Origin of the sequence: Sphaerotilus sp. (genome assembly GCF_041083715.1) — a bacterium.
Lineage (GTDB): Bacteria > Pseudomonadota > Gammaproteobacteria > Burkholderiales > Burkholderiaceae_C > Sphaerotilus.
On the sequence record NZ_JBFPGY010000260.1, the window covers coordinates 1 to 24,716 of the forward strand.

General features: G+C 67.1%; 24 protein-coding genes. 12 read left to right on the forward strand and 12 right to left on the reverse strand.

All coding sequences use genetic code 11. The features are described from left to right. Positions 1–826: sigma 54-interacting transcriptional regulator (locus tag AB3X43_RS11550; RefSeq protein WP_369430017.1), on the reverse strand; the 826-nt coding region annotated here is incomplete at its 3' end. 369 nt (positions 827–1,195) lie between these two features. Between AB3X43_RS11550 and AB3X43_RS11555 the strand changes: the two genes are divergently transcribed. The 3 genes from AB3X43_RS11555 to AB3X43_RS11565 all read left to right on the forward strand — a co-directional run bounded on the left by AB3X43_RS11555 (position 1,196) and on the right by AB3X43_RS11565 (position 4,717). Beyond that, a complete protein-coding gene (locus AB3X43_RS11555) occupies positions 1,196–2,092 on the forward strand; it encodes an MBL fold metallo-hydrolase (protein WP_369429994.1) in 897 nt (298 codons plus the stop codon). A gap of 116 nt (positions 2,093–2,208) precedes the next feature. After that, positions 2,209–3,876, forward strand: a complete 1,668-nt coding sequence (locus AB3X43_RS11560) for a bifunctional protein tyrosine phosphatase family protein/NAD(P)/FAD-dependent oxidoreductase (RefSeq protein WP_369429995.1) — start codon at positions 2,209–2,211, stop codon at positions 3,874–3,876. Positions 3,877–3,889: 13 nt separating this feature from the next. Then, positions 3,890–4,717: a sulfite exporter TauE/SafE family protein gene (locus AB3X43_RS11565; RefSeq protein WP_369429996.1), complete on the forward strand. Its 828-nt coding sequence runs from the start codon at positions 3,890–3,892 to the stop codon at positions 4,715–4,717. A gap of 81 nt (positions 4,718–4,798) precedes the next feature. Here the strand turns inward: AB3X43_RS11565 and wrbA are convergent, their stop codons facing one another. Then, positions 4,799–5,401 (reverse strand): NAD(P)H:quinone oxidoreductase, encoded by a 603-nt coding sequence (gene wrbA / locus AB3X43_RS11570; RefSeq protein WP_369429997.1) that lies wholly within the window; start codon positions 5,399–5,401, stop codon positions 4,799–4,801. A gap of 347 nt (positions 5,402–5,748) precedes the next feature. On the opposite strand from wrbA, the gene AB3X43_RS11575 reads away from it, so the two are divergent. The 3 genes from AB3X43_RS11575 (at position 5,749) to AB3X43_RS11585 (ending at position 10,799) form a co-directional block, all read left to right on the forward strand. Next, positions 5,749–7,968 carry a DUF1800 family protein gene (locus tag AB3X43_RS11575; protein ID WP_369429998.1) on the forward strand — a complete coding sequence of 740 codons (2,220 nt, stop codon included), beginning with the start codon at positions 5,749–5,751 and terminating at the stop codon, positions 7,966–7,968. A gap of 99 nt (positions 7,969–8,067) precedes the next feature. Next, a complete protein-coding gene (locus tag AB3X43_RS11580; protein ID WP_369429999.1) occupies positions 8,068–9,372 on the forward strand; it encodes a DUF1501 domain-containing protein in 1,305 nt (434 codons plus the stop codon). A gap of 98 nt (positions 9,373–9,470) precedes the next feature. After that, positions 9,471–10,799: a cellulase family glycosylhydrolase gene (locus AB3X43_RS11585; RefSeq protein ID WP_369430000.1), complete on the forward strand. Its 1,329-nt coding sequence runs from the start codon at positions 9,471–9,473 to the stop codon at positions 10,797–10,799. Between the two features lie 33 nt (positions 10,800–10,832). Here AB3X43_RS11585 and AB3X43_RS11590 read toward each other — a convergent pair whose 3' ends face one another. The 10 genes from AB3X43_RS11590 to AB3X43_RS11635 form a co-directional block, all read right to left on the reverse strand. Further along, on the reverse strand, positions 10,833–11,468 hold the full coding sequence (locus AB3X43_RS11590) for a YitT family protein (protein WP_369430001.1): 636 nt from the start codon (positions 11,466–11,468) through the stop codon (positions 10,833–10,835). Beyond that, complete coding sequence (locus tag AB3X43_RS11595; protein WP_369430002.1) at positions 11,465–11,785, reverse strand: 4a-hydroxytetrahydrobiopterin dehydratase; 321 nt, start codon at positions 11,783–11,785, stop codon at positions 11,465–11,467. Before AB3X43_RS11595 ends, AB3X43_RS11590 begins: the two co-directional genes overlap by 4 nt. 45 nt (positions 11,786–11,830) lie before the next feature. Then, positions 11,831–13,312: a ribonuclease G gene (rng, locus tag AB3X43_RS11600; protein ID WP_369430003.1), complete on the reverse strand. Its 1,482-nt coding sequence runs from the start codon at positions 13,310–13,312 to the stop codon at positions 11,831–11,833. Between the two features lie 25 nt (positions 13,313–13,337). Next, on the reverse strand, positions 13,338–13,940 hold the full coding sequence (locus AB3X43_RS11605; RefSeq protein WP_369430004.1) for a Maf family protein: 603 nt from the start codon (positions 13,938–13,940) through the stop codon (positions 13,338–13,340). Positions 13,941–13,979: 39 nt separating this feature from the next. Then, entirely contained in the window at positions 13,980–14,450 is a 471-nt protein-coding gene (rlmH, locus tag AB3X43_RS11610) for a 23S rRNA (pseudouridine(1915)-N(3))-methyltransferase RlmH (RefSeq protein WP_369430005.1), read from the reverse strand. A gap of 21 nt (positions 14,451–14,471) precedes the next feature. Next, a complete protein-coding gene (rsfS, locus tag AB3X43_RS11615; RefSeq protein WP_369430006.1) occupies positions 14,472–15,146 on the reverse strand; it encodes a ribosome silencing factor in 675 nt (224 codons plus the stop codon). A gap of 26 nt (positions 15,147–15,172) precedes the next feature. After that, the gene (gene nadD, locus AB3X43_RS11620; protein WP_369430007.1) at positions 15,173–15,808 is read right to left on the reverse strand and encodes a nicotinate-nucleotide adenylyltransferase; all 636 of its coding nucleotides are present in this window, start codon (positions 15,806–15,808) and stop codon (positions 15,173–15,175) included. Continuing rightward, entirely contained in the window at positions 15,798–16,769 is a 972-nt protein-coding gene (hemF, locus tag AB3X43_RS11625; protein WP_369430008.1) for an oxygen-dependent coproporphyrinogen oxidase, read from the reverse strand. The genes nadD and hemF overlap by 11 nt, the downstream gene beginning before the upstream one ends. A gap of 16 nt (positions 16,770–16,785) precedes the next feature. Then, positions 16,786–18,081: a phosphoribosylamine--glycine ligase gene (gene purD, locus AB3X43_RS11630; RefSeq protein ID WP_369430009.1), complete on the reverse strand. Its 1,296-nt coding sequence runs from the start codon at positions 18,079–18,081 to the stop codon at positions 16,786–16,788. Between the two features lie 89 nt (positions 18,082–18,170). After that, the gene (locus tag AB3X43_RS11635; RefSeq protein ID WP_369430010.1) at positions 18,171–18,896 is read right to left on the reverse strand and encodes a YebC/PmpR family DNA-binding transcriptional regulator; all 726 of its coding nucleotides are present in this window, start codon (positions 18,894–18,896) and stop codon (positions 18,171–18,173) included. 80 nt (positions 18,897–18,976) lie between these two features. On the opposite strand from AB3X43_RS11635, the gene AB3X43_RS11640 reads away from it, so the two are divergent. The 6 genes from AB3X43_RS11640 to AB3X43_RS11665 form a co-directional block, all read left to right on the forward strand. Continuing rightward, positions 18,977–20,536: a helicase HerA-like domain-containing protein gene (locus AB3X43_RS11640; RefSeq protein ID WP_369430011.1), complete on the forward strand. Its 1,560-nt coding sequence runs from the start codon at positions 18,977–18,979 to the stop codon at positions 20,534–20,536. A gap of 124 nt (positions 20,537–20,660) precedes the next feature. Then, positions 20,661–21,257, forward strand: coding sequence for a hypothetical protein (locus AB3X43_RS11645; RefSeq protein ID WP_369430012.1), 597 nt, complete (start codon positions 20,661–20,663; stop codon positions 21,255–21,257). Beyond that, a complete protein-coding gene (locus AB3X43_RS11650) occupies positions 21,254–21,934 on the forward strand; it encodes an ABC transporter ATP-binding protein (protein WP_369430013.1) in 681 nt (226 codons plus the stop codon). The genes AB3X43_RS11645 and AB3X43_RS11650 overlap by 4 nt, the downstream gene beginning before the upstream one ends. Then, on the forward strand, positions 21,931–23,169 hold the full coding sequence (locus AB3X43_RS11655; protein WP_369430014.1) for an ABC transporter permease: 1,239 nt from the start codon (positions 21,931–21,933) through the stop codon (positions 23,167–23,169). Before AB3X43_RS11650 ends, AB3X43_RS11655 begins: the two co-directional genes overlap by 4 nt. 28 nt (positions 23,170–23,197) lie before the next feature. After that, entirely contained in the window at positions 23,198–23,944 is a 747-nt protein-coding gene (locus AB3X43_RS11660) for an outer membrane lipoprotein-sorting protein (protein WP_369430015.1), read from the forward strand. 3 nt (positions 23,945–23,947) lie between these two features. Then, positions 23,948–24,716 (forward strand): hypothetical protein (locus AB3X43_RS11665; RefSeq protein WP_369430016.1); only part of this gene is annotated, 769 nt, incomplete at its 3' end.

Genomic DNA, 24,716 nt, shown 5'->3' on the forward strand with positions numbered 1-24,716 from the left:
TGATGCGGTAGTACAGATCCTGGCGGAAACGCCCGTCGGCCACCATCTGCTGCAGTGGCTTGTGTGTCGCGGCGACGAGCCTGAAATTGGCCTGCTGTGTCTCGATGCTGCCAACACGGCGGAAGGTACCTGATTCGATCAGCCGCAGCAGTTTGACCTGCATCGCCAGTGGCACATCGCCCATTTCATCCAGGAACAGCGTGCCGCCACTGGCGGTTTCGACCAGCCCTTTCTTGCGTGCGCTGGCGCCGGTGAAGGCGCCCTTCTCGTAGCCGAACAGCTCGCTTTCGAACAAGGTCTCCGTCAGGCCTGAGCAGTCCACCGCGACGAACGGCCCCCCCGCCCGCTCGCTGGCCTCGTGCACGGCACGCGCAAAGAGTTCCTTGCCGGTCCCCGACTCGCCGAGCAGCAGCACGGGCAGCATCGAAGGGGCGACGCGCTGCACAGCCGAGAGCGCGGCATTGAAGGCCGGAGCCCGGCCCACCAGGCCTTCGGCACTGGGGCGGGCAGATGCACTGCGCACAGTGACCAGCCGCTCGACATAGGCCACCACGTTGCGCTCGGTGTCAAGAATCGGCCGCAACTCGACATCGACATGCTCCGGTCCGCGCGGCGTGTGGTGGATGTGCAGCACGCGGTCGGGGCCCTTCATCTCGAAGGCCTTCTTCATCGGGCAGTGCTCGCCCGCCTGGTCGCAAGGTACATCGTAGTGATGCGAGATGCGAAAGCACTTGTGGCCGAGGTAGGCCTTGCCCGCGGTACCGAACTGGCGCTGGTAGGCCGTGTTCGCCGCGAGGATGTTGTAGTCGGGGTCGAGCACGATCATCGGCTGGGCTTCATGTTCCAGAAACGAGACCAGCGCCTGCACCTGCTCCGCGGAATCGGACCCCCGGTGTCTGGCGACGGGTGTCGTGGAAGGCGCATGGTCGTTGGCGTGGATCCTGACAGTCGTCATCGTCGATTGGTCCTGAGTTTTGGTGATTGTGTGCCTGTCTGCCAGCACTGCCAATATCTCTGCCTTTTCTGCCAACATTTCTGCCACAGCGGCAGCCGTGACGGCCAATGAATGGTCCAGCGTGAAAGGATCACGCCATTAGTTGTTGTAAATCAACCTGTTAGGCGATCCGATGGGCCAGCGCATAGGATGGCACGGTTCTTGGAATTACCTGTCGAGACGACCACCGATCAGGCCACCATGAACACCCACAGCAACCTGCAGATCGAAGGCTTCTTCGACCCTGCCACCCAGACCATCAGCTACCTCGTTTTCGACAGGAAGACGCGGGCGTGTGCGCTGATCGACAGCGTGCTCGACTACGACCCGAAATCCGGCCGCACAGCGCACGCCAGTGCCGACCGGCTGATCGAACGCGTGCGCGCACTCGATGCCACGGTGCAGTGGATTCTCGAGACCCATGTCCATGCGGATCACCTGTCAGCGGCGCCCTACCTCAAGGAGGCCCTGGGTGGACAACTGGGCATCGGTCAGCACATTGCGACCGTGCAACGGGTGTTCGGTGTGCTCTTCAACGCCGGCCCCGAATTCGCCCGCGATGGCCGCCAGTTCGATCATCTGTTCGCGGATGACGAGACTTTCAGCATCGGCAGCCTGAAGGTCTGCGCGATGCACACCCCCGGACACACGCCCGCCTGCATGACCTACGTGGTGAGCGATGGCGACGGCGCGAATCCGGACATGGCGGTTTTCGTCGGCGATACGCTGTTCATGCCCGATTACGGCACTGCGCGTTGCGATTTCCCTGGCGGCGATGCCCGCACGTTGTTCCGCTCGATCAACAAGGTGCTCAGCCTGCCCCCGCATGCCCGGCTCTACATGTGCCACGACTACCAGCCCGGCGGGCGCGACGTGCAGTACATCAGCACCGTGGCCGAAGAGCGCGAAAAGAACATCCACGTCCGCAATGGCATCAGCGAAGAAGAGTTCGTCGTGATGCGCCGTGCACGCGACGCGACGCTCGGCATGCCCACGCTGATCCTGCCATCGGTGCAGATCAACATGCGCGCCGGCCAACTGCCCGAGCCGGAAGACAACGGCGTGCGCTACATCAAGATTCCATTGGACGCGGTATAGCCCGCAGCGATCCCCCTCGATGCCCGGCCAGTCTGGTTCGGGCATCGAGTTTTCAGAGCCGCCAGAGACGTCACAAAAGCGGTCAGACACCGTCCAACGACGCACCAGGAGACAACATGGACATCAAGTCACTGACCGCCGAACTGTCGGTCGCCCCCCAGATCGTCGGCACCGACATGCGCGCGGTGGCCGAAGCCGGATTCCGTTCGGTCATCTGCAACCGGCCGGACGGCGAGGGTCCGGACCAGCCGCTTTTCAGCGAAATTGAACGCTCTGCCCTGGCGCAGGGTCTCCAGATCCGCTATTTGCCAGCGGAATCCGGCAAGGTCACCGACCAGCAAGGCGCCGCGTTCGGTGCGCTGATGGCCGAACTGCCGAAACCCGTGCTGGCCTTCTGCCGCACAGGCATGCGTTCGACGACGATGTGGGCGCTTTCGCAGGCCGGACAACGGCCGCTGCCGCAGATCATCGAACTGGCCGCGAAGGCCGGCTTCGACCTGAAAGGCGTGGTGCGGCGCATCGTCAATGGCGGCAAGACACCAGTCGAGATGGCGGATGCGACGCACGAGGTGGTGATCATCGGTGGCGGTGCAGCAGGCATTGCCGTCGCATCGAGCCTGCTGGCACGCAGTCCAGACCTCGACATCGCCATCATCGACCCGGCCGACATCCACTACTACCAGCCCGGGTGGACCATGGTCGGCGCCGGCGTGTTCAACGCAGCGACGACGGCACGCACCATGGGGTCTGTTTTGCCGCATGGCGTGCACTGGATCAAGTCGGCCGTGGCGGCATTCGAGCCCGAACGCGACGCCGTCATCCTCGATGGCTGCCGCGTGGTCAAGTACAGGCAACTCGTCGTCTGCCCTGGCCTGAAGCTCGACTGGCACGGCATCGAGGGTCTGCCCGAGACCCTGGGCCGCAACGGCGTGACGTCCAACTACCGCTACGACCTGGCGCCCTACACCTGGCAGCTGGTGCAGCAACTGCGCCGCGGCAATGCGCTTTTCACCCAACCGCCCATGCCCATCAAGTGCGCGGGTGCGCCGCAGAAGGCCATGTACCTGTCGGCCGATCACTGGCGCCGGGCTGGCGTGCTCAAGGAGGTCGACATCCAGTTCTGCAACGCCGGTGCGGTGCTCTTCGGCGTCGCGGACTACGTGCCGGCGCTGATGGAGTACGTGAAGGCCTACGACATCGGGCTGAACTTCGGGCAGACACTGGTCGCAGTGGATGGCCCGGCGAAGAAGGCCACGTTCATGAAAGCCAACGCCGATGGCACGAAGGAGAAGATCGTCCGTGACTTCGACATGCTCCACGTGGTGCCGCCGCAGAAGGCCCCCGATTTCATTCGCGTCAGCCCACTGGCCGATGCAGCAGGCTGGATCGACATCGATCCCGGTACGCTGCGCCACAAGCACTTCGCGAACATCTTCGCGCTCGGTGACGCCGGAAACACCTCGAACGCCAAGACGGCTGCAGCCGCACGCAAGCAGGCGCCCGTGGTGGCGCACAACCTGCTCGCCCTGCGTGGTGCCGCACAGGGTGAAGCCCGGTACGACGGCTATGGCTCCTGCCCCCTGACCGTCGAGCGCGGCAAGATCGTGCTCGCCGAGTTCACCTACGGTGGCAAGGTGGCGCCGAGCTTCCCGAAGTGGTTCATCGATGGAACACGCCCCTCGGCGCTGGCCTGGTACCTCAAGGAACGCGTGCTGCCGCCCTTGTACTGGCAGGCCATGCTCAAGGGCCGCGAGTGGCTGGCCCAGCCCGAGATGACCACGTGAACGGAGCCCGGGAATGGACGTGACGCTGTTGTCGATCGGCCTGGGTGCCGTGGTCGGACTGATCCTGGCGCTGACCGGCGCCGGTGGGGGCATCCTCGCTGTGCCACTGCTGGTGTTCGGGTTGCACCTGAGCATCATGCAGGCCGCACCTGTCGGGTTGATCGCGGTGGGTGCTGCTTCGGCATTTGGTGCCGTTCTGGGACTGCGCGAAGGACTGGTTCGCTACCGCGCAGCGGCGTTGATCGGCCTCACCGGCATGGGGCTCGCACCGTTTGGTGTGCGCCTCGCCCGCGTGATCCCCAACGCGCCGCTGACGGTGGCGTTTTCTCTCGTGCTGGCGCTGGTGGCATGGCGCATGTTCAACCAGGCGCGACGCATCCCGTCTGGTCAGACAGAGTCTGTCCAGACACAGACGCACCTGCCTTGCGTGCTCAATCCCAGCGAGGGTCGCCTGATCTGGACCATGCCGTGTGCCTGGGCCCTGGCAGGAACGGGGGCCGTGTCGGGCCTGCTCAGCGGACTGCTGGGCGTGGGCGGCGGATTCGTCATCGTTCCGTCGCTCAACCGCTTCACCAACCTCGCGATGCGCAGCATCTTCGCCACCTCGCTGGCGGTGATTTCACTGGTTTCCGTGGGCGGTGTCGCGGCTGCGGCCTGGCAAGGCTCGATTGCCTGGAACATCGCCAGGCCCTTCGCCATCGGCGCCATCGGCGCCCTGCTTCTGGGACGGTTGATTGCTGCACGCCTGGCTGGTGCGCGCCTTCAGCAGGCCTTCGCCGTGACCAGCGGAGCCGTGTCGCTGCTGCTGCTGGCCCGTGGAATGGGCTGGATTGCCGTATAGCATCCCCAGGATGTCCAAACGCAGGCCCCTCCAAGGTAGACAGCGCAACACTGGCGTGAAGAGGCCTGTCGATCTCCAGCGTCAGCCGAAGAGTTTCTTGGCGATCGTGGCAACGTGTCTGCCTTGGAAACTGGCCATGCCCAGTTCCTGCTGGCTAGGCATGCGTTCACCCTGGCCTCCTGCGATCGTGGACGCGCCATACGGGCTGCCACCCTTGATCTCGTCCAACCCCATCTGCCGCTGTTCAGAGTACGGCAGGCCGACCACGATCATCCCTTGATGAAACAGTGTCGGATGGAAGGTCAGAATCGTGCTCTCCTGACCACCATGCTGTGTCGCCGACGAGGCAAACACCGAGCCAACCTTGCCGACCAGCGCCCCAGACATCCAGAGCGCGCCGGTCTGATCCAGAAACGTCCGCATCTGGCCGCTCATATTGCCGAATCGGGTCGGTGTGCCGAAGATGATTGCGTCGTAGTTCGCCAGATCGGATGGCTGCGCGACTGGCGCAGACTGGTGCGCCTTTCCACCCGTCTTGGCGAAGACGTCAGCGGGAACCGTCTCCGGTACTCGTTTCACGTCGACGGTGACGCCCTCGACTTCGCGCACACCCTCGGCCACTGCACCGGCCATTGCCTCGATGTGTCCGTAGTAGCTGTGATAAAGCACCAGAACCTTTGCCATGACGCACTCCTGTGTGGATGACTGACTGACATCATCGGGCCACCGATTTTGACAACTTGCAGCATACGCTCCTGAATCAGACTTGGCATCCAGGACAGAGCGGCTGGTATTGCCGCAACCCACTGAACGGCTTCGAGGGCCGCTACGCCAGTGTGTGCCACCGCCACCTCGCCGGGCTGTAGCGGCGGATCAAGGATGCGACGAACCACGGTCACATCGACCTGACCGGGACGCGCCCTGTAATGATAAAATCATCGAGCTGATTTCTGCCAACCCTGGAACTGGAATCACATCTCCGCGTTGGCGCGGCTCGCAATCACCAACCCTGTTCCTGGCGACACCCCCTCATGGCACACAACACCCCCACGTTCCTGCGTGCGCTCTGGATGGCCTGGACCGTGGTGCTGTTGACCGCCTGTGGCGGCGGCAGCGAAAGCGACAGCGCAACGTCCCAGGCGACCAGCCACGACACCAGTGCCGCCAACGCGGAAACTCAGTCCTACCTCGGCAGCAATCGGGCCAAGGCCCTGGCCACCCGATCGGCAGCTGTGCCGACACTGACCGTGCGGGCTCGCGCAAGCCTGTCCAGCAATATCGGCCCGATCATGCAGGTGCGCGTCGATGATGTCCTGATCGGCGCCGCAGAGGTCCGCAACACCGTCGATTGGGCAGACTTCACCTTCAGCGCACCGACGCTGCATGCCGGGGCCAAGGTCGAAGTCGTCTTCACCAACGATGTCTACTCGGCCACCGCCGGAGACCGCAACCTGTTCGTGGCCTTTGTCAGCGACAGCCAGTCGGCGATGTTGCCGAGCAGCCCGACCGTGGTGCTCGACCAGGGCAGCGGCGCCGCAGCCTTCGACGGAGTCAACGTGGTGGCCGGTCGCAGCGAAATGTGGGGCAATGGCGCGCTGCGCATGTCCTGGCCTGCCGCCATCTCCACAACGGTGGCCGACCTGGCCCGTCGTCAGGACGCTTCGCGCTTCCTGCTGCAGACGACATTCGGCCCGACGCCCGCCCTGATCGACACCCTGGCCACGCAGACCTACGCCAACTGGATCAGCACCCAGATGGCCCTGCCGGCGGTCAGCAGTTTCGTCGACGCGGTACAGACACGTTTCAACCTGGGCGATGCCTACCGTCCAGGCGGCGCCCAGTACACCCCTTACGTGGTGTCGCAGGCGTTCTGGGCCTCGTCCACCAGCGCGCCCGACCAGTTGCGTCGGCGTGTGGCCTACGCGCTGCAGCAGATTTTCATGGTCTCGCAAGCCGATGGCAACCTGTGGCACCACAGTCGGGCCTATGCCAACTATCTTGACCTGATCAACCGCGACGCCTTTGGCAACTTCCGCACCCTGATGGAAGACATGGCGCTCAGTCCTGCAATGGGCATCTACCTGTCGCACATGCGCAACCGCAAGGAAGACCTCACCACCGGGCGGGTGCCCGACGAGAACTTCGCACGCGAGGTGATGCAGCTCTTCACCATCGGCCTGTACGAGCTGAATCCGGACGGCAGCTTCAAGCTCGACGCCAGTGGTCGTCCCATCGAGACCTACGGCAATGCCGACGTCATGGCGTTGGCCAAGGTCTTCACCGGTTTTTCCTGGGCATTTCCGGACAACGCACTGACCGACAGCAATTTCCGGTGGGGCGGCCCGAACTACAGCGCCACAGCCGACCAGCGCATCGATGTGCAGCCCATGAAGGCCTATCCGGGACAGCATTCCACGGCCCAGAAGACGCTCTTTGAAGGCAAGGCATGGTCCGTCACGCTGCCGGCTGGAGCCAGTGCTGGCGAGGACCTGCGCAAGGCGCTCGATGCGCTGTTCAACCACCCGAACGTCGGACCGTTCATTGGCCGCCAGCTGATCCAGAAACTGGTCACCAGCAATCCGAGCCCGGCCTACGTGGCGCGGGTTGCGACTGTCTTCAACAACAACGGCAAGGGCGTGCGTGGCGATCTCGCCGCCGTGGTGGGTGCCGTCCTGCTCGACACGGAAGCCCGGGGCCCGATCGTCGCAGGCTTCGGCAAGGTGCGCGAGCCGGTGCTGCGCATCGCGCACTGGATGCGGGCCTTCAATGCCGCCTCCACCAACGGGGCCTACAACTTCGCCTGGGAGATCAGCCCGGCTGGTCAGGTGCCAGAGAACGCCCCTTCGGTGTTCGGTGACTTCCGGCCCGGCTACATCCCGCCAAACTCCAGTTTTGCTGCGCGTGGAGCCACTGCGCCAGAGTTGCAGATCGTCAATGAAAACACCGTTGCAGGCTGGGTCAACGTGGCTGAATCGATGGGCAGTGACGGATTGGGCTGGGCCAACGGCGCGCGCGAAATGGCCGCCAACTACAACCACCTGGCGGCGCTCCTGACGGCCGGAAATGTCAACGGCATGGTCGAAGAGATCAACCAGTTGCTGTTCGGTTCACAGATGTCGGCCTCCCTGCGCCAGGCGCTCATTGCAGCGATGTCGACTGTCGGCGGCAATGACGCTGCTAGCCAGATGAACCGAGCCCGCATCGCTGTCTTCTTCGCCTTGGCATCACCCGAATACCTGATCCAACGCTGACGCGCCATGACCACCTCAAGACGACATTTTTTGCGTTCCGCGCGTGGCTTGGCAGCCGCTGCGACACCGTGGATTCCCGGCTTCAGCACACCGCTGGCGATGAGCTTGGCAGGCCTGGGCGCCCTGGCTGCCGAGCGGGCCGTTGCTGCCGACACCAGTGGCTACCGGGCGCTGGTCTGCTTGTTCATGACCGGTGGCAACGACGCCCACAACTGGCTCGTTCCCACCGATACCAGCAACTACGCCAGCTATGCCAAGGTGCGTGCCGAACTGGCATGGCCATCAGCCAAACTGCTGCCCATCACTTGCAATTCGCAGGGCAGTGGCCGTGCGTTCGGCATGCCACAGGAACTCGCACCACTGCGCACCTGGTACGAGTCCGGCCGCGCAGCCGTGCTCGCCAACGTCGGCACGCTGGTGCGTCCGGTCACCAAGGCGGAGTACCAGGCGGGCAGCGGTTCCGTGCCGACCAAGCTTTACTCGCACAACGACCAGCAGTCGACCTGGCAGTCGCTCGCCCCCGAAGGTGCGCCGTCCGGTTGGGGCGGGCGCATGGGTGACCTGTTCATGTCGGCCAACACACAGCCGATCTTCACCACCGTATCGGCCTCGGGCAATGCGGTGTTTTTGACCGGGCGGTCGGTGTTCCAGTACCAAGTCGGTGCCGACGGGCCGATTGGCGTCAACGCGCTGTCCAAGTCGTGGCTCATGGGCTCCACCAGTGCAGCGCCGATCCTGCGCGACGTGCTGCTGGCCAACGGCAACAACGACTTCCAGACCGAGCACACACGCATCATGCAACGCTCGATCGACACCACCACCACGCTGCGGACCGCAATCGACGCCTCGGGCATTCCGGCGCTGACGACCGCGCTGACCAACGACTCGCTGGCCCGACAACTGCGCATCGTCGCGCAGATGATCGCAGCAGGCCCCAAGATGGGCTTGCGCCGGCAAGTCTTCATGGTCTCGATCGGCGGCTTCGACAGCCATTCGAACCAGATGCGCGACCAGCCCGTCCTGATGTCACGCGTGGCCAATTCGGTGGACTGGTTCTTGCGATCACTCGAAGGTGTCGGCATGCTCAACAACGCCACGCTGTTCACTGCCAGCGATTTCGGCCGCACGCTGGTCAGCAATGGCGACGGCAGTGACCACGGCTGGGGCTCGCACCACTTCATCGCCGGCGGCGCAGTGCGCGGCACCAGCATCTATGGCAGTTTCCCGGTCACGGCGCTGGGGACTGCCACCGATGTCGGCTCGGGCCGCCTGCTGCCGACCACTTCGGTGACCGAGTACGCCGCCACGCTGGGCCGCTGGATGGGACTGACTTCCAGCGAACTCACCACTGTGTTGCCCAACCTGGGCAACTTCTCGAACACCAACCTGGGTTTCATGGCGTGAGGGCTGCAAGCACGTGGGTTCGACAACCTCACCGTGCCGGGCAGCAACGCGCGGCCCCATCCTCAAGAACTGTGACGAACAACCTGCGCGTCCTCCCCATGAAACCCGCCCTCACCCTCGCCGCTGCGGTACTGTGCTCGGCCCTCGCCCACGCCGCCGACACCTACACCGTCTCCGGCACGCAGATCCTGCACAACGGCAACCCCCAGACCTTCCGCGGCGCCAACGCCATGCACGTCTTCGGCGGCTCGCCGACCGAGATGGCGAACTGGAACGTCGACATCGTCCGCGTCTTCATCGGCGCCATGCGCGACACCCCGCTGACCGGCGGCCCGGTGCAGGTCGGCACGTCGTGGCTGCGCTCGGTGCAGGCGCTGATCGACGCCAACCGGGCTGCGGGCAAGGTGACGATCCTGTGCCCCTTCGGTTGGGACGGCACCGCCGGCTCGATGTTCACGGGCATGACGCCGAGCGCCCAGTATTTCTACGGCGCCTACAAGACGAAGATGCGCGACTGGGCCATGCTGGTGAAAAACCAGCCGGACGTGTGGCTGGAGGTCTGGAACGAGCCCTACTGGTGGAACAACGGCAACGGCTACAGCGACGCGCTCTGGCTGTCGGACATGAAGACCATGGTCGACAACATCCGCTCCACCGGCGCGACCAACATCGTCGTGGTGCCGGGCAACCGCCAAGGCCAGGGCGAGGACGTGCTGCTGACGCAGGGCCGGAACCTGCTCGCCGGCCGCAGCAACCTCGTCTTCGACCTGCATGCCTACGAACGCTGGCTCGAAGGCTCGGGCGAGCCCAACACCGATCTGGCGAGCGTCGAGACCCGCATCCAGTCGGTGCGCGGCAAGGGACTGGCCGTCCTGTTCGGCGAGATCGGCCCGATGAACGCCGGCGCCCTGATGAACCCCGCCACGTTCCTGAAGGCCGCGCGCCGCCAGAACCTCACCACCACTGCCTGGCTCTGGAAATACAGCAGCACCGACAAGGACGCCCTGCTCGACGGCGCCGGCAACCCGAACAACAATGGCAACAACGCCTGGGGCTCGTCGGTGCTGAACTTCACGACCGGCCTGCGCGGCGCGGGGCTGGCCGCCGACGGCGACACCAGCACCCGCTGGACCACCGGCACCGCGCAGCAGAACGGCCAGAGCCTGACCGTCAGCCTCGGCACCGGCAGGAGCTGGAACCACCTGCGCATGGACATGGGCGCCTGGTCGCAGGAGTATCCGCGTGGCTACAAGGTGCTGGTGAGCAACGACGCGGTGACATGGACCGAAAAGGCCTCCGGCGCCGGCACGGCCTGGGTGACCGACATCTGGCCCGGGCCGCAGTGGTCGAAGTTCGTCCGGATCGTGCAGACCGGCAGCGCCACAGTGCCGTGGTCGATCGCCGAGCTGGAAGTGCGGCAAGACTGACCTGACCCGCGGCCGCGCCCGGCCCGTCGCTGGTCACCGCGCCACGTAGCGCCCCGGTCGGTGGTTCATCGCCAGCACCAGATTCAGCGTCAACGCCCCGAGCACCGACAGCAGCACCTGCGGCAGCGGCACGACGAAGAGCGCCGCGGCGACGATGCAGCAGTCGATCGCCATCTGCACCTGGCCGGCGCGCCAGCCGCGGCGCTCCTGCAGCAGCACGGCCACCACGCCGATGCCGCCGATGCTCGCCCGGTGGCGGAACAGGATCAGCATGCCGGTGCCAACCAGCAGCCCACCCGCGACCGCCGCGAACAGCGGATGCAGCGTCGAGAAGGACAGCACCCGCGGCAGCAGCTCGATCTCGGCCGACATCAGCGCCACCGCGGCGAAGGTCTTGAGCGTGAACGCGTGGCCCATGTGGCGCCACGCAAGCCAGTAGAACGGCAGGTTGATGAGGAACAGCGCCAGCCCGAAGTTGACGTGGCCGGCGTAGTGGATCAGGAAGGCGATGCCGGTGGTGCCGCCTGCAACCATCGAGGCCTGCCGAAACATCGCCACACCGAGGACGACGAGCACCGTGCCGCTGAGCAGCGCGATGATGTCCTCGATGAGCGAATGGGGCGTGATGGGGTCGGCGGACGCGGGGGATGGAGTCGGTTGAGCAGTCATCGAGCGGATGGATGCAATCGGCGTGCCGCTGCCCCGTCACACAGCCGCGCCATTGCCACATCCCGCGCCGACACCCCCTGCACGTCGTGGCTGGTCCACGTCACGTCGACACGGTTGTAGACGTTGAACCACTCGGGATGGTGGTCGTGCCGCTCGGCCTGGAGCGCGATCTCGGCCATGAACCCGAAGGCCTCCGCGAAGCTGGTGAACTGGAACTGCCGGGTCAGCGCGCTGCGGGTGGCCTCGAAGGTCCACAGCGGGAGATCGGCCAGTGCGAGGCGCAGGGCGTCTGGATCGAGTCGGTCCTGGTGTTTCATGGCAGGTGTCCACACAGTGCGGCGGGCTGGCGCCTGCCGCTTGGCTTACATCAGCACGATGTCGTACTGCTCCGGATTCACCGTCGCTTCCGTCTGCAGCGAGATCGGCTTGCCGATGAAGTCGCTCAGACCGGCCAGGTGGGTGCTTTCCTCGTCCAGCAGCATCTCGATCACCGACGGCGCCGCGATGACGCGGAATTCCTTGGGATTGAACTGCCGCGCTTCGCGCAGGATCTCGCGCAGGATGTCGTAGCAGACCGAGCGCGGCGTCTTCACCTGCCCGCGCCCGCCACAGGTCGGGCACGGCTGGCAGAGCATGTGCGCCAGCGATTCGCGGGTGCGCTTGCGCGTCATCTCGATCAGGCCGAGCTGCGTGAAGCCGCTGATCGTGATCTTGGTGCGGTCACGGGCGAGTTGCTTGCGCAGCTCCGACACCACCTGCTCCTGGTGGTCCATGCGGGTCATGTCGATGAAGTCGAGGATGATGATCCCGCCCAGATTGCGCAGCCGCAGCTGCCGCGCGATGGCCTGCGCCGCTTCGAGGTTGGTCTTGAAGATCGTGTCGTCGAAGTTGCGCGCCCCGACGTAGCCGCCGGTGTTGACATCGATCGTCGTCAGCGCCTCGGTCTGGTCGATGACGAGATAGCCACCGGACTTCAGGTCCACCCGCCGGGCCAGCGCCTTCTCGATTTCCTGGTCGATGCCGAACAGGTCGAAGATGGGACGCTCGCCCTTGTAATGCTGCAGGCGGTTCACCGAACTCGGCGTGAACTGCTGGCCGAAGCTGCGCAGCGCGTCGAACTGCATGCGCGAGTCGATGCGGATGGTCGCCGTGCGCTCGTCCACCAGGTCGCGCAGCACCCGCTGGACAAGGTTCAGGTCCTCGTGCAGCAGCGAGCCCGGCGGCGACTTCAGCGCCAGCGCGCGGATCGTGGACCAGGTCTTGCGGAGGTAGGCGATGTCCTCGGCCAGTTCGTCGTCGGTGGCGTCCTCGGCATTGGTGCGCAGGATGAAGCCGCCCCCGCCGCCCGTTTCCCGGTTGCCGACCAGCACGCCCATGCGCTGGCGCAGCTGCTCGCGCAGTTCATGCGAGCCGATCTTCTGCGAGATGCCGATGTGGTCGTCCTGCGGCAGATGCACCAGCAGCCGACCGGCGACGCTGACCTGCGTGGACAGGCGCGCGCCCTTGGTGCCGATGGGGTCCTTGATGACCTGCACCACCAGCGTCTGGCCCTCGTAGACCAGCTTCTCGATCGGCGGCATGGTGCCGCTGTCGGCATGGTGGCCGCGACCGGTCTGGCCGGCGACCTGCACATCGGCCACGTGCAGGAAGGCGGCGCGCTCCAGCCCGATGTCGATGAAGGCGCTCTGCATGCCGGGCAGCACGCGGGCGACCTTGCCCGCGTAGATGTTGCCGACGAGGCCGCGCTCCAGCGTGCGCTCGACGTGCAGCTCCTGCACTGCGCCGTGTTCGACGATGGCCACGCGCGTCTCCTGCGGCGACCAGTTCACCAAGATGTCTTGCATGGGACTTTTCTATGTTCTTGTGGGTTCAGAGGGACCAGCCCGCGTCCCGCAGCAGGCAGGCTGTCTCGAACAGGGGCAGGCCCATGATGCCCGAATAACTGCCGGCGATCCGCTCGACCCAAGTGGCCGCGCCACTCTGGATGGCATAGGCGCCGGCCTTGCCCATGGGCTCGCCGGTAGCGACATAGGCGGCGATGCGCGCGGCATCGACCGGCGCGAACCGCACGCGCGAGACGCTGAGGCCCTGCAGCACGCGCTCGCCATCGGCCAGCGCCACGGCGGTGAGGACCCGGTGTTCCTGTCCAGCCAGCGCACCGAGCATCTCGCACGCGTCGTCGGCATCGGCCGGCTTGCCCAGGATGCGCCGGCCGAGCGCCACGGTCGTGTCGGCGCAGAGGATGGGCGCCACGGGCAGGCCGGCGCGCTGCAGCCGGGCCCGGGCGGCGTCCAGCTTGGCGAGCGTCACGCGCTGCACGTAGGCGCGCGGAGCCTCGTCCGGCCGCACGGTTTCGAGCGCTTCGGCGTCCTCGTCCGGGCCGGGCAGCAGCAATTCATGCCGCACGCCGATCTGGTCGAGCAACTGGCGGCGGCGCGGGCTTTGCGAGGCGAGGTAGATCCAGCGGGTCATCGTCGTCTCGGCGCGGTCAGCGCCGGCTCGTTCTCGGGTTCATTCGCGGTGGTAAGGGTGTCCGACCGTGACCGACCAGGCCCGGTAGAGCGCCTCGGCCAGCATCACACGCACGAAGGCGTGCGGCAAGGTGAGGTCGGACAGGCGCAGCAGTTCATCCGCGCTGGCGCGCAGTTCAGGGTCCAGTCCGTCCGGCCCGCCGATGACCAGCGCCACGTCGCGGCCGTCGTGCTGCCAGACCTTGAGCCGCTCGGCGAGCGCCACGGTGGTGACCCGGGTGCCGCGCTCGTCGAGCACGACCCGGCGCACACCCTTGGGCAATGCCGCTTCGATGCGGATCCGCTCGGCGGCCATCAGCGCCTCGACCGGCTTGCCACTGGTGCGTGGCTCGGTCTTGACGGCCTTGAGTTCGAGACGGCAGTCGGGCGGAAAACGCTTGGCGTAGTCCGCGTAGGCCGTCTCGGCCCATTCCGGCATCTTCTGGCCGACTGCGACGAGGTGCAGCTTCAAGAGCGACTCACCGCGCCGGCATCAGGCGCTGCGCTTGGGCGCAGCGGCCTTCTTGCGGGCGGGCGTCTTGCGCTCGCGGTCGGGTGCGTTGATCACGACGGTCTTGATCTTCGACGCTGCGCCGGCCGCGGCCTTGCGGGCCGGCGTCTTGCGGGCGACAGTGCCCGTGGCCGACGTCGCCGCGGTCTTGCGGGCCGGCGCCTTCCTGGCGGCCGGCTTCTTCACGTCCGCCGCCGCTTCCGCTGCGGACGACGAGCGCTTGCGCGGCGCGGCCTTGCGGGCCGGTGCAGCAGGTGCGTCGTCCTCGTCGTCGTCCTCGTCGCGCGAAGCCTTGACCAGCCCTTGCGTGGCACTGGCGAGCTTCAGGCGCACCGGCTTGCCGCCCCAGATCTCTTCGAGGTGGTAGTACTGGCGGATGGCGGGTTGCATGACATGCACCACGGCCGCGCCGCAGTCCACGATGATCCATTCCCCGTTGTCCTCGCCCTCGACGCTCAGGACGTCGCCGCCGAGCGACTTGACCTTCTCGCGCACGCTGGCGGCGAGCGACTTGGTCTGCCGGTTGCTTGTGCCGGAGGCGATGACGACGCGCTCGAACATCGCCGAGAGGTGTTCGGTGTTGAAGACCACGATGTCTTGGGCCTTCACATCTTCGAGTCCATCGACGATGGTGCGTTGCAGCTTGCGGATGTCCATTCAGCGCCGTTCTTGTTCCAGGGGATTCAGGATTGAGGAGAGGGTGGGTCGATTCGGTACAGCCCGTGGCGATCAATATAGCGCGCCACGGCCGGCGCCACCATCCGGGGTGCCAGCGAAGAAGCCGACTCGCCTGCGGCGAACCGGTTCCTCAATTCAGTCGAAGACACCGCCATCGACGGCATGTCGAGTGCCACGATGCCGTGTCCGGTGTTCAAAAGTTCAGCGGGTGCCTGTACCGGAACACCTGCGCGTCCTGCCACCGCCAGCGTGACCCGCTGCAGCAGTTCGGCCCAGCCATGCCAGGTGCAGAAGCCCGCCAGCTGGTCCTGCCCGATGATCAGAAACCAGCGGGCCGGGTGCCGTTCGCGCTGCTGCAGCAGTGTCACGGTGTCCAGCGTGTAGCTCGGACCGGGCCGTTCAACTTCGCACTTTTCGAGCACGAAGGCAGGATTGTCGCTGATTGCCAGCCCGACCATCGCGGCGCGGTGTTCGGCCGGTGCGAGACGGCGGGTTTTCTGCCACGGCTGACCGGCTGGGATCCAGCGCAGTTCGTCCAGCGCCAGCTGGCTGAAGGCCGTGTCGGCCAGCGCGCGGTGCGCCTGGTGCACCGGGTCGAAGCTGCCGCCGTAGAGCCCGATGCGCCGGGGTTCAACGTCCATCGAACTCCGCCAGCCAGTCGCGCGGGCGCAGGAAATCGGTGTACAGCCGCGCTTCCGGCGTGCCTGGCTCAGGCGTCCACTGGTAGCGCCAGGTCACCTGCGGCGGCATCGACATCAGGATCGACTCGGTGCGCCCGCCCGACTGCAGGCCGAACAGGGTGCCACGGTCCCAGACCAGATTGAACTCGACATAGCGGCCGCGCCGGTAGGCCTGGAAGTCGCGCTCGCGTTCGCCGTAGGGCGTGTCGCGGCGGCGCTGCGCGATCGGCAGCCAGCCCTTGAGCAGCGCGTCGCCCACGTCCTTCAGCATCGCGAAGCTGCCCCGCGCGCCGAGCGCCGAGAAGTCGTCGAAGAAGATGCCGCCGATGCCACGCGGCTCGTTGCGGTGCTTCAGGAAGAAGTACTCGTCGCACCAGGTCTTGAAGCGCGGATAGAGCGCCGGATCGTGCGGCGCCAGTGCGTCGCGGCAGGCACGGTGGAACTGCACCGCGTCGTCCTCGACGCCGTAGTACGGCGTCAGGTCCATTCCTCCGCCGAACCAGCGCACGGTCTGGCCGGCCAGCGGCCCCTGGGTGGGCGTGGCCGACAGCATGCGCACGTTCATGTGCACGGTCGGCACATGCGGGTTGCGCGGATGGAAGACCAGCGACACGCCCATGGCCTCGAACGGCGCACCGGCGAGTTCCGGCCGGTGCTGCGTCGCCGATGGGGGCAAGGCCGTGCCGCGCACCTGCGAGAACGCGCAGCCACCGCGCTCCAGCAGGCCGCCGTTCTCGATCAGCCGGGTGATGCCGGCGCCGTCGAGCTTGCCGCCGGGCGGACGCTCCCAGGCGTCGGTGATGAACGCCTGCCCATCCTCGGCACCCACGGCGTCGCAGATCGACTGCTGCAGGCCCAGCAGGTAGGCCCGCACTTCGGCGTTGGACAGCGCATCGGGCTGCGTCATGTCATCGGTCGTCATGGCCGTCCTGCCCGCCTCAGGTCTGCGGCGCGCGCTTGATGGCGCGGTAGCCGATGTCGCGTCGGTACTGCATGCCGGTGTACTGGATCGTCTGCGTGGCGTCGTAGGCACGCAGCTGGGCGTTGCGCACCGAGTCGCCCAGCGCGGTCACGCACAGCACGCGCCCACCGCTGGTCACGACGCCACCGGCCGGCCCGGTCGCGGTGCCGGCATGGAACACCTTGCAGTCCTCGGCTTCCGCCGGCAGGCCGCGGATGGCATCGCCCTTCTTCGGATCCAGCGGATAGCCCGCTGCGGCCACCACGACGCCGAGTGCGACACGGCGGTCCCAGTCGAGCGTGACCTGGTCCAGCGTGCCATCGGTGGCGTGCTGCAGCACCTGCAGGAAGTCGCTCTTCAGCCGCATCATGATCGGCTGCGTTTCCGGATCGCCCATGCGGGTGTTGAACTCCAGCGTCTTCACGCCGCCCTTGGCGTCGATCATCAGGCCGGCATAGAGGAAGCCGGTGAAGGGAATGCCGTCGCGGCGCATGCCGTCCACGGTCGGGCGGATGATGTCCTGCATCACCTTGGCGTGGATGTTCGGCGTCACCACCGGCGCGGGCGAGTACGCCCCCATGCCGCCGGTGTTCGGACCCTGGTCGCCGTCCAGCAGGCGCTTGTGGTCCTGGCTGGTGGCCAGCGCCAGGACGTTGCGGCCATCCACCATGACGATGAAACTCGCTTCCTCGCCGACCAGGAACTCCTCGATCACGACGCGGGCGCCATCGGCGTTGTGCTGCACGCCGAGCTTGTTGTCGAGCAGCATCCAGTCCACGGCCTGGTGCGCCTCCTCCAGCGACATCGCCACGACCACGCCCTTGCCCGCGGCCAGACCGTCCGCCTTGATGACGATGGGCGCACCCATGCGGTCGACATAGGCATGGGCCTGCACCGCATCGCTGAAGGTCTCGTAGGCAGCGGTCGGGATCTTGTGGCGCTTCATGAAGTCCTTGGCGAAGGCCTTGGAGCTTTCGAGCTGGGCCGCCGCCTGCGTCGGGCCGAAGATGCGCAGACCCCGGGCACGGAACTCGTCCACCACCCCCGCGGCCAGCGCCACCTCGGGGCCGACCACCGTCATGCCGACCTTCTCGGCCTGCGCGAAATCGGCCAGCGCCGCCACGTCCGAGATCGGCACGTTCGTCATGCGCGGATCCAGCGCGGTGCCGCCATTGCCCGGCGCCACGAACACCTTGTGGATGCGGGTGGATTGGGCCAGCTTCCAGGCCAGGGCATGCTCACGGCCACCGCCGCCTATCACGAGAACTTTCATGGGACTTTCTTCATCATCTTGTCTGGAAACTGAACCCGGACACGCATGGCGTCCGGTCCCCGCCTCGGAATCCTACCTTGTCAGTCTGGTCAGTCGCCCAGTTCGGCGTTGTGATAGACATCCTGCACGTCGTCGAGGTCCTCGATGACATCGAGCAGCTTCTGCATGCGCTGGGCGTCGTCGCCCGCCAGATCGACCGTGTTCTCGGCCCGCATGGTCACGCCAGCGATCTCCGCCACGAGACCCGCCGCTTCGAGCGCCGCCTTGACCGCCTCGAATTCCGGCGGCGTGGTCAGCACCTCGATGGCGCCGTCCGCGTCGGTGATGACATCCTCGGCACCCGACTCCAGCGCGACGTCCATCACCTTGTCTTCGTCGGTGCCCGGCGCGAACACCAGCTGGCCGCAATGCCTGAACTGGAACGCCACCGAGCCATCGGTGCCCAGGTTGCCGCCGTACTTGCTGAAAGCGTGGCGCACTTCGGCCACGGTCCGCACGCGGTTGTCCGTCATCGTGTCGATGATGATGGCCGCACCACCGATGCCATAGCCCTCGTAGCGGATTTCCTCGTAGTTGACACCTTCGAGGTTGCCGGACGCCTTGTCGATGTTGTACTTGATGCGGTCCGCCGGCATGTTGGCCGCCTTGGCCTTCTCGATGGCCAGCCGCAGGCGCGGGTTGGTGCCGATGTCGGAGCCCCCCTGCCGCGCAGCCACCGTGATCTCACGGATGATGCGGGTCCAGATCTTGCCGCGCTTCTCGTCCTGGCGGCCTTTGCGATGCTGGATATTGGCCCACTTGGAATGACCGGCCATGAATGCTCCTGGATGCGCTGAGTTCGTTAGACTGCCATTTTACTTTTGCCGCGCCGCGTGCCCGACCCGGAGAACCAAATATGACTGAGCCGATCCTGCTTGCCCGCCACGGCGACATCGAATGTCACCTGCTGCCTGCGCTGGCGAACCGCCACGGCCTCATCACCGGCGCCACCGGCACCGGCAAGACGATCACGCTGCAGACGCTCGCCGAGAGCTTCTCGCGCCTCGGTGTGCCGGTGTTCATGGCCGACATCAAGGGCGACCTGACCGGCATCACCCAGAAGGGCCAGCTCGGCGGCAAGCTGGCACAGATCCTCCAGGAACGTGGTCTGGACGAACCCACGTGGAACGCCTGTCCCGCCACGCTGTGGGACGTGTTCGGCGAACAGGGCCACCCGGTGCGGGCGACCGTGTCGGACATGGGCCCGCTGCTGCTGTCGCGCATGCTCAACCTGAACGAGACGCAGCAGGGTGTGCTGCAACTGGTCTTCAAGATCGCCGATGACAATGGCCTGCTGCTGCTGGATCTGAAAGACCTGCGCGCCATGCTGCAGCACGTCGGCGACAACGCCAGCACCTTCCAGACCGAATACGGCAACATCAGCGCAGCGTCCGTCGGCGCGATCCAGCGCGGCCTGATGCAGATCGAGCAACAGGGCGGCGACCAGTTCTTCGGCGAGCCCATGCTCTCGATCGAGGACTTCATGCAGACGGTGGACGGCCAAGGCGTCGTCAACATCCTCGCCGCCGACAAGCTGATGAACGCGCCGCGCCTGTACGCCACCTTCCTGCTGTGGATGCTGTCGGAGCTGTTCGAGACGCTGCCCGAGGTGGGCGATCTGGAAAAACCGAAGCTGGTCTTCTTCTTCGACGAGGCCCACCTGCTGTTCAAGGACGCTCCGGCAGCACTGACCGAGCGGATCGAGCTGGTGGTGCGGCTGGTGCGGTCCAAGGGCGTCGGCGTGTACTTCGTGACGCAGAACCCGCTGGACATCCCCGAGACCGTGCTCGGCCAGCTCGGCAACCGCGTGCAGCACGCGCTGCGCGCCTTCACGCCGCGTGACCAGAAGGCGGTCAAGTCGGCGGCTGACACGATGCGCCCGAACCCGGCGCTGGACATCGCCGCCGCGATCACCGAGCTGGGTGTCGGCGAAGCGCTGGTGAGCCTGCTCGACGCCAAGGGCCGCCCGAGCGTGACCGAGCGGGTCTACGTGCTGCCGCCAGGCAGCCAGATCGGCCCGATCAGCGCCGCCCAGCGCCAGCAGCTGCGCGAGACTTCGCTGGTGGCCGGCGTCTACGAGAAAACCGTGGACCGCGAGTCCGCGTACGAGAAACTCAAAGGCCGGGCCGTCACGTCTGCGGACACGGGCGACAGCCTGCGCAGCCAGGCCGGTCAGTCGATGGCCGATGGCGCACGGGCCGCCACCGCGGAAGCCGGAGGCGATGGACTCGGCGGCATGCTGTCCGGGGCACTCGGCGGACTGCTGTTCGGCACCACCGGTCCGCGCGGCGGCCGCCACGACGGCCTGGTGCAGACCATGGCGAAATCGGCGGTGCGCACGGTCGGCTCGTCGGTGGGCAGGGAGATCGTGCGTGGCGTGCTCGGCTCGTTGCTCGGAGGCTCCAGCCGCCGCTGATTGAGGCCGATTCCGACCGTTCGCGACGCCCAGCCACCGTTCGTCGCAAACCAGCTGCACCTGCGACGCGGCTCCCGGACCATGACGCCATCGTCATCGTCAACCCTCCGGGAGAACCGCCACCATGCAGCGCCGCCACCTCGTCCAGATCCTCGCCGCCAGCCAGATCGCGCTGGTCGCCGCCCTCGCCCTGCCCGCCTGGTCAGCCGATCACCCAGGCTCGCCCGCCACCGTGGCCGCCACCAGTGCCGCGAACACCTCCATCGACTTCAACAGCGCGGTGGACACCTTCCGGCGGGCCAGCGACGGTGATGCCGAGGCCATTGCCCCCGCACTCGCCCAGCTCACCGCGCTGAGCCACACCCAGCCGCTCGACCCGCTGCTGATGGCCTACACGGGTGCAGCCACCTCGATGCAGGCACGCACCACCTGGATGCCATGGAAGAAGCTCGGCTATGCCGAAGACGGGCTGGCGATGATCGACAAGGCGCTCGCGCTGCTCAGCCCGGCCGATGAGGTCACCCAGCACCGCGGCGTCCCGGTGGCGCTGGAAACCAGGCTCACCGCCGCCGGCACCTTCCTCGCGCTGCCGTCGATGTTCCACCGCGGCGAGCGCGGCCGGCGCCTGCTCGACGAGGTGATGCGGCATCCCGCCTATGCCGCCACGCCAGCCGCGTTCCAGGAAGCGGTCCGCAGGATCGCCGCGAAGGCCGCGCCATGAGCACCGCCACGGTCATCGAACTGCGCGGCGTGCGCAAGACCTACCAGCTCGGCACACACACGGTGCCGGCGCTGCAAGGCGTCGATCTGCGGGTGGCGCCTGGTGAAATGGTCGCGCTGACCGGTCCATCGGGCAGCGGCAAGAGCACGGTCCTGAACCTTGCCGGCCTGATCGACGCGCCGGATGCAGGCGAGATCCGCCTGCGCGGCACCACGGTCGATGCCCGCGCCGAACACGCCGCCACGCTGCTGCGCCGCGACACGATCGGCTTCATCTTCCAGGGCTTCAACCTCGTGCCGGTGATGACCGTGGCCGAGAACGTGGACTACCCGCTGTTCCTCGCCGGCCTGCCCGCGGCCGAGCGGCGCACGCGGGTGGCCGCCATGCTCGGCGCCGTCGGCCTGGCCGAGCACGCGCAGCACCGGCCCGACGCGCTCTCCGGCGGCCAGCGCCAGCGTGTGGCCATCGCGCGGGCGCTGGTCAAGCGGCCCGCGCTGGTCATCGCCGACGAGCCAACCGCCAGCCTCGACTCGCACACCGCCGAACAGATGCTCGACCTGATGCGCGACCTCGGTCACCGCGAGGGTGCGTCCTTCCTCATCGCCACGCACGACGGCCGCCTCACCCGGCGCTGCGACCGCGTCATCGCCCTGCTCGACGGAGTGATCCAGCCATGAACCCCCTGCTCTCCTGGCTGCCTGGGCTGCCCTGGCTGCGATTTGCCTGGCTCAACACGCTGCGCAACCGCCGCCGCTCGCTGGTCACGGTCTCGATCGCCGCGCTCGGCACCGCCGCCATCCTCATCGCCAGCGGCTTCGCGCAGTCCACCTACCGTGGCCTGGCCGAATCCGCCGCCCGCACCACCGGCCACCTCGTCGTGGGGCAAGCTGCCCAGTTCGATGGCGACGAGGACGTACCGCTGCAACACGGCCTGACCGGCGCCGATGCCCTCGCCCGCCAGCTGCTGGCCGATCCGCAAGTGCGCCAGGTGCTGCCACGGGTCGAGTTCAGCGGGCTGATCAGCAATGGCGACAAGTCCACCGTGATGACCGCCGTCGGCATTGCACCAGACGCCGAGTTCGCGGTGAAAGGGCCCTTCCTCACGGTGAAATCCGGCCGCGTGCTCGCCGGCAGCGACCGCGACACCGTGGTGCTCGGCGCCGGACTCGCGCGCAGCCTCAAGGCGGCTGCCGGCAGTTCGCTGACCCTGCTGGTGAGCACGACGGCCGGCGCGCTCAATGCGCGCGACGTGCAGGTCGCCGGCATCGTCACCACCGGCATCGCCGAGATCGACCAGCGGCTGGTCTACACCGACGTCGCCACCGCGCAGTCCCTGCTGGTCACGGACAAGGTGTCGAGCCTGGGCGTGTTCCTGGCCCGGATGGACGCCACGCTGCCGGCGCGTGACCGGCTGCAGTCCGCGCTCGGGGCACTCACGGTGCGGACCTGGGAAGAGCAGGCACCGTTCTACCGCAGCGTGCGGGCGCTCTACAACCGCATCTTCGGCGCGCTCGGGCTGATCCTCGGCGTGATCGTGGTGTTCGTCGTGGCCAATGCGATGGCGATGGCGGTCATCGAACGCACCCGCGAGATCGGCACGCTGCGGGCACTGGGCACCTTGCCCGGGCAGCTCGTGCGCAGCCTCGCGCTGGAAGGGCTGGTCCTCGGTGGCGCTGGCGGCCTGCTCGGCGCGCTGATCGCAGTGGTGGTGTCGGTCGGGCTGCTGCTGTTCCCGGTGGAGATGCCGCCGCCGCCGGGCCGCACGGTCGGCTATCCACTGGTGATCGACCTGCAGGCCGGCCTGTGCGCCGCGACGCTGCTCGGGATGCTCGCGCTGGTCACGCTCGCCTCGGCGCTGGTGGCGCGCAAGACCACACGCCGACCGGTGATCGATGCGCTGGCCCATGTCTGAACTGCAACGACACCCCAGGAACCCCGCCATGTCCCAACTTCTTCCCCTGTTCGCCGCGCTGCTGCTGTCCGCCCTGCTGCCCGCACACGCGGCAGAGCCCGATGTCACCCGCCTGCTGGCCGACGCCGACCGTTTCCGCGTCAGCGACGAGCAGCTCGTCATCGAGACCCGCGTCAACACCTTCAAGTCCGACGGCACGCCCGACAAGGAGCGCCTCTACACCGTCCACACCAGCACCGGTCGGCGCTCGCTGGTCCTGATGCGCTCGCCGGCCGAGCAGGGCCAGAAGGTGCTGATGGTGGGCGATGATTTCTGGCTGCTCATGCCCGGCACCCAGCGCCCGATGCGCATCACGCCGAGCCAGAAACTGCTCGGCGACGCCTCCACCGGCGACATCGCCACCCTGCGCTGGAGCGAGGACTACACCGCCACCCTCGTCGGCGAGGAGCGCTGCGAGAACGTGGCCTGCTGGCATCTGAATCTGAGCGCGCGACGCGCCGGGGTGAGCTACCAGCGCATCGAACTGTGGCTGGGCCGCGACCGCCACCTGCCGCTCAAGGCCGACCTCTATCTGCAGTCCGACAAGCTCGCCAAGCAGGCCCGATTCGTCCCCGACTCGGTGGAGCGGCCGACACAGATCGACGAGATGGTGTTGCGTGACCAGCTGAGCAACCACCGCGAGACCCGCGTGCGCTACACCGCCCGGGAGAAGCGCGCCGTGCCCGAGTCGTGGTTCAACCCGATGTCGCTGGCCCGCAACCCCACACTGGAGTGAGCGATGCGCCCGTCGATGTCGTCCCGCATGTTCCGCTGCACCGGGCTGGTGGCACTGGCCACGCTGGCGGGTGCAGGCGCTTCGGCGCAGACGGACCCCACCACCCGCCACCAGGGCGTCTCGGGTGAATGGCAGACCGCCCGCGAGTGGCAGCGGGCGAATCCCATCGGCCCCGCACCGGCCTTCGCCCCCCGCAGCCGCTGGCGCAGCACCCTCGACCTGCTGGGTGACCGGCGTGTCTCGCTGGGCACCGGTGGCGCGCTGTCCCTGCACGCGGATGCCGCGCTCACCGTCCTGCGCGACGACGGCGGAGCCGATGCGACCGCCAGCGGCCGCGTCAACGAGCTGTACGCCAGCACCGGCAGCGACGCCTGGCAGCTCAGCGCCGGGCGCCGCATCATCGGCTGGGACGTCGGCCAGGGCTTCCGGCCCAATGACGTGGTGCAGCGCGAGGAGCGCCGCCCGCTGCTGGTGGCCACGCCGCAGGGCCGCAGCGTCGTGCAGATCGAACACTTCGGTGTGGACGACGCCACGAGCCTGGTCTGGATCGACCCGCAGGGCGGCCCATCGGACCGCGCACTGGCGCTGCGGCACTACCGCCGGTTCGGCGCGCTGGATGTCCACGCCCATGCGCACTGGAGCGCAGCGACCCGCGGCGACATCGGCGCCGCGCTGGCCTGGGTCGCCACGCAGACGACGGAGTTCCATGCATCGACCCGCTGGCTGCCTGCACACGGCCAGCACCAGACCATCCTCGGCGCGAGCTGGACCG

What these genes read in the sequence shown, in the direction of transcription:
- AB3X43_RS11555 (WP_369429994.1), top strand. Translation starts at nt 1,196, where the DNA reads ATGAACACCCACAGCAACCTGCAGATCGAAGGCTTCTTCGACCCTGCC.
- AB3X43_RS11560 (WP_369429995.1), top strand. Translation starts at nt 2,209, where the DNA reads ATGGACATCAAGTCACTGACCGCCGAACTGTCGGTCGCCCCCCAGATC.
- AB3X43_RS11565 (WP_369429996.1), top strand. Translation starts at nt 3,890, where the DNA reads ATGGACGTGACGCTGTTGTCGATCGGCCTGGGTGCCGTGGTCGGACTG.
- wrbA (WP_369429997.1), bottom strand. Translation starts at nt 5,401, where the DNA reads ATGGCAAAGGTTCTGGTGCTTTATCACAGCTACTACGGACACATCGAG.
- AB3X43_RS11575 (WP_369429998.1), top strand. Translation starts at nt 5,749, where the DNA reads ATGGCACACAACACCCCCACGTTCCTGCGTGCGCTCTGGATGGCCTGG.
- AB3X43_RS11580 (WP_369429999.1), top strand. Translation starts at nt 8,068, where the DNA reads ATGAGCTTGGCAGGCCTGGGCGCCCTGGCTGCCGAGCGGGCCGTTGCT.
- AB3X43_RS11585 (WP_369430000.1), top strand. Translation starts at nt 9,471, where the DNA reads ATGAAACCCGCCCTCACCCTCGCCGCTGCGGTACTGTGCTCGGCCCTC.
- AB3X43_RS11590 (WP_369430001.1), bottom strand. Translation starts at nt 11,468, where the DNA reads ATGACTGCTCAACCGACTCCATCCCCCGCGTCCGCCGACCCCATCACG.
- AB3X43_RS11595 (WP_369430002.1), bottom strand. Translation starts at nt 11,785, where the DNA reads ATGAAACACCAGGACCGACTCGATCCAGACGCCCTGCGCCTCGCACTG.
- rng (WP_369430003.1), bottom strand. Translation starts at nt 13,312, where the DNA reads ATGCAAGACATCTTGGTGAACTGGTCGCCGCAGGAGACGCGCGTGGCC.
- AB3X43_RS11605 (WP_369430004.1), bottom strand. Translation starts at nt 13,940, where the DNA reads ATGACCCGCTGGATCTACCTCGCCTCGCAAAGCCCGCGCCGCCGCCAG.
- rsfS (WP_369430006.1), bottom strand. Translation starts at nt 15,146, where the DNA reads ATGGACATCCGCAAGCTGCAACGCACCATCGTCGATGGACTCGAAGAT.
- nadD (WP_369430007.1), bottom strand. Translation starts at nt 15,808, where the DNA reads ATGGACGTTGAACCCCGGCGCATCGGGCTCTACGGCGGCAGCTTCGAC.
- hemF (WP_369430008.1), bottom strand. Translation starts at nt 16,769, where the DNA reads ATGACGACCGATGACATGACGCAGCCCGATGCGCTGTCCAACGCCGAA.
- purD (WP_369430009.1), bottom strand. Translation starts at nt 18,081, where the DNA reads ATGAAAGTTCTCGTGATAGGCGGCGGTGGCCGTGAGCATGCCCTGGCC.
- AB3X43_RS11635 (WP_369430010.1), bottom strand. Translation starts at nt 18,896, where the DNA reads ATGGCCGGTCATTCCAAGTGGGCCAATATCCAGCATCGCAAAGGCCGC.
- AB3X43_RS11640 (WP_369430011.1), top strand. Translation starts at nt 18,977, where the DNA reads ATGACTGAGCCGATCCTGCTTGCCCGCCACGGCGACATCGAATGTCAC.
- AB3X43_RS11645 (WP_369430012.1), top strand. Translation starts at nt 20,661, where the DNA reads ATGCAGCGCCGCCACCTCGTCCAGATCCTCGCCGCCAGCCAGATCGCG.
- AB3X43_RS11650 (WP_369430013.1), top strand. Translation starts at nt 21,254, where the DNA reads ATGAGCACCGCCACGGTCATCGAACTGCGCGGCGTGCGCAAGACCTAC.
- AB3X43_RS11655 (WP_369430014.1), top strand. Translation starts at nt 21,931, where the DNA reads ATGAACCCCCTGCTCTCCTGGCTGCCTGGGCTGCCCTGGCTGCGATTT.
- AB3X43_RS11660 (WP_369430015.1), top strand. Translation starts at nt 23,198, where the DNA reads ATGTCCCAACTTCTTCCCCTGTTCGCCGCGCTGCTGCTGTCCGCCCTG.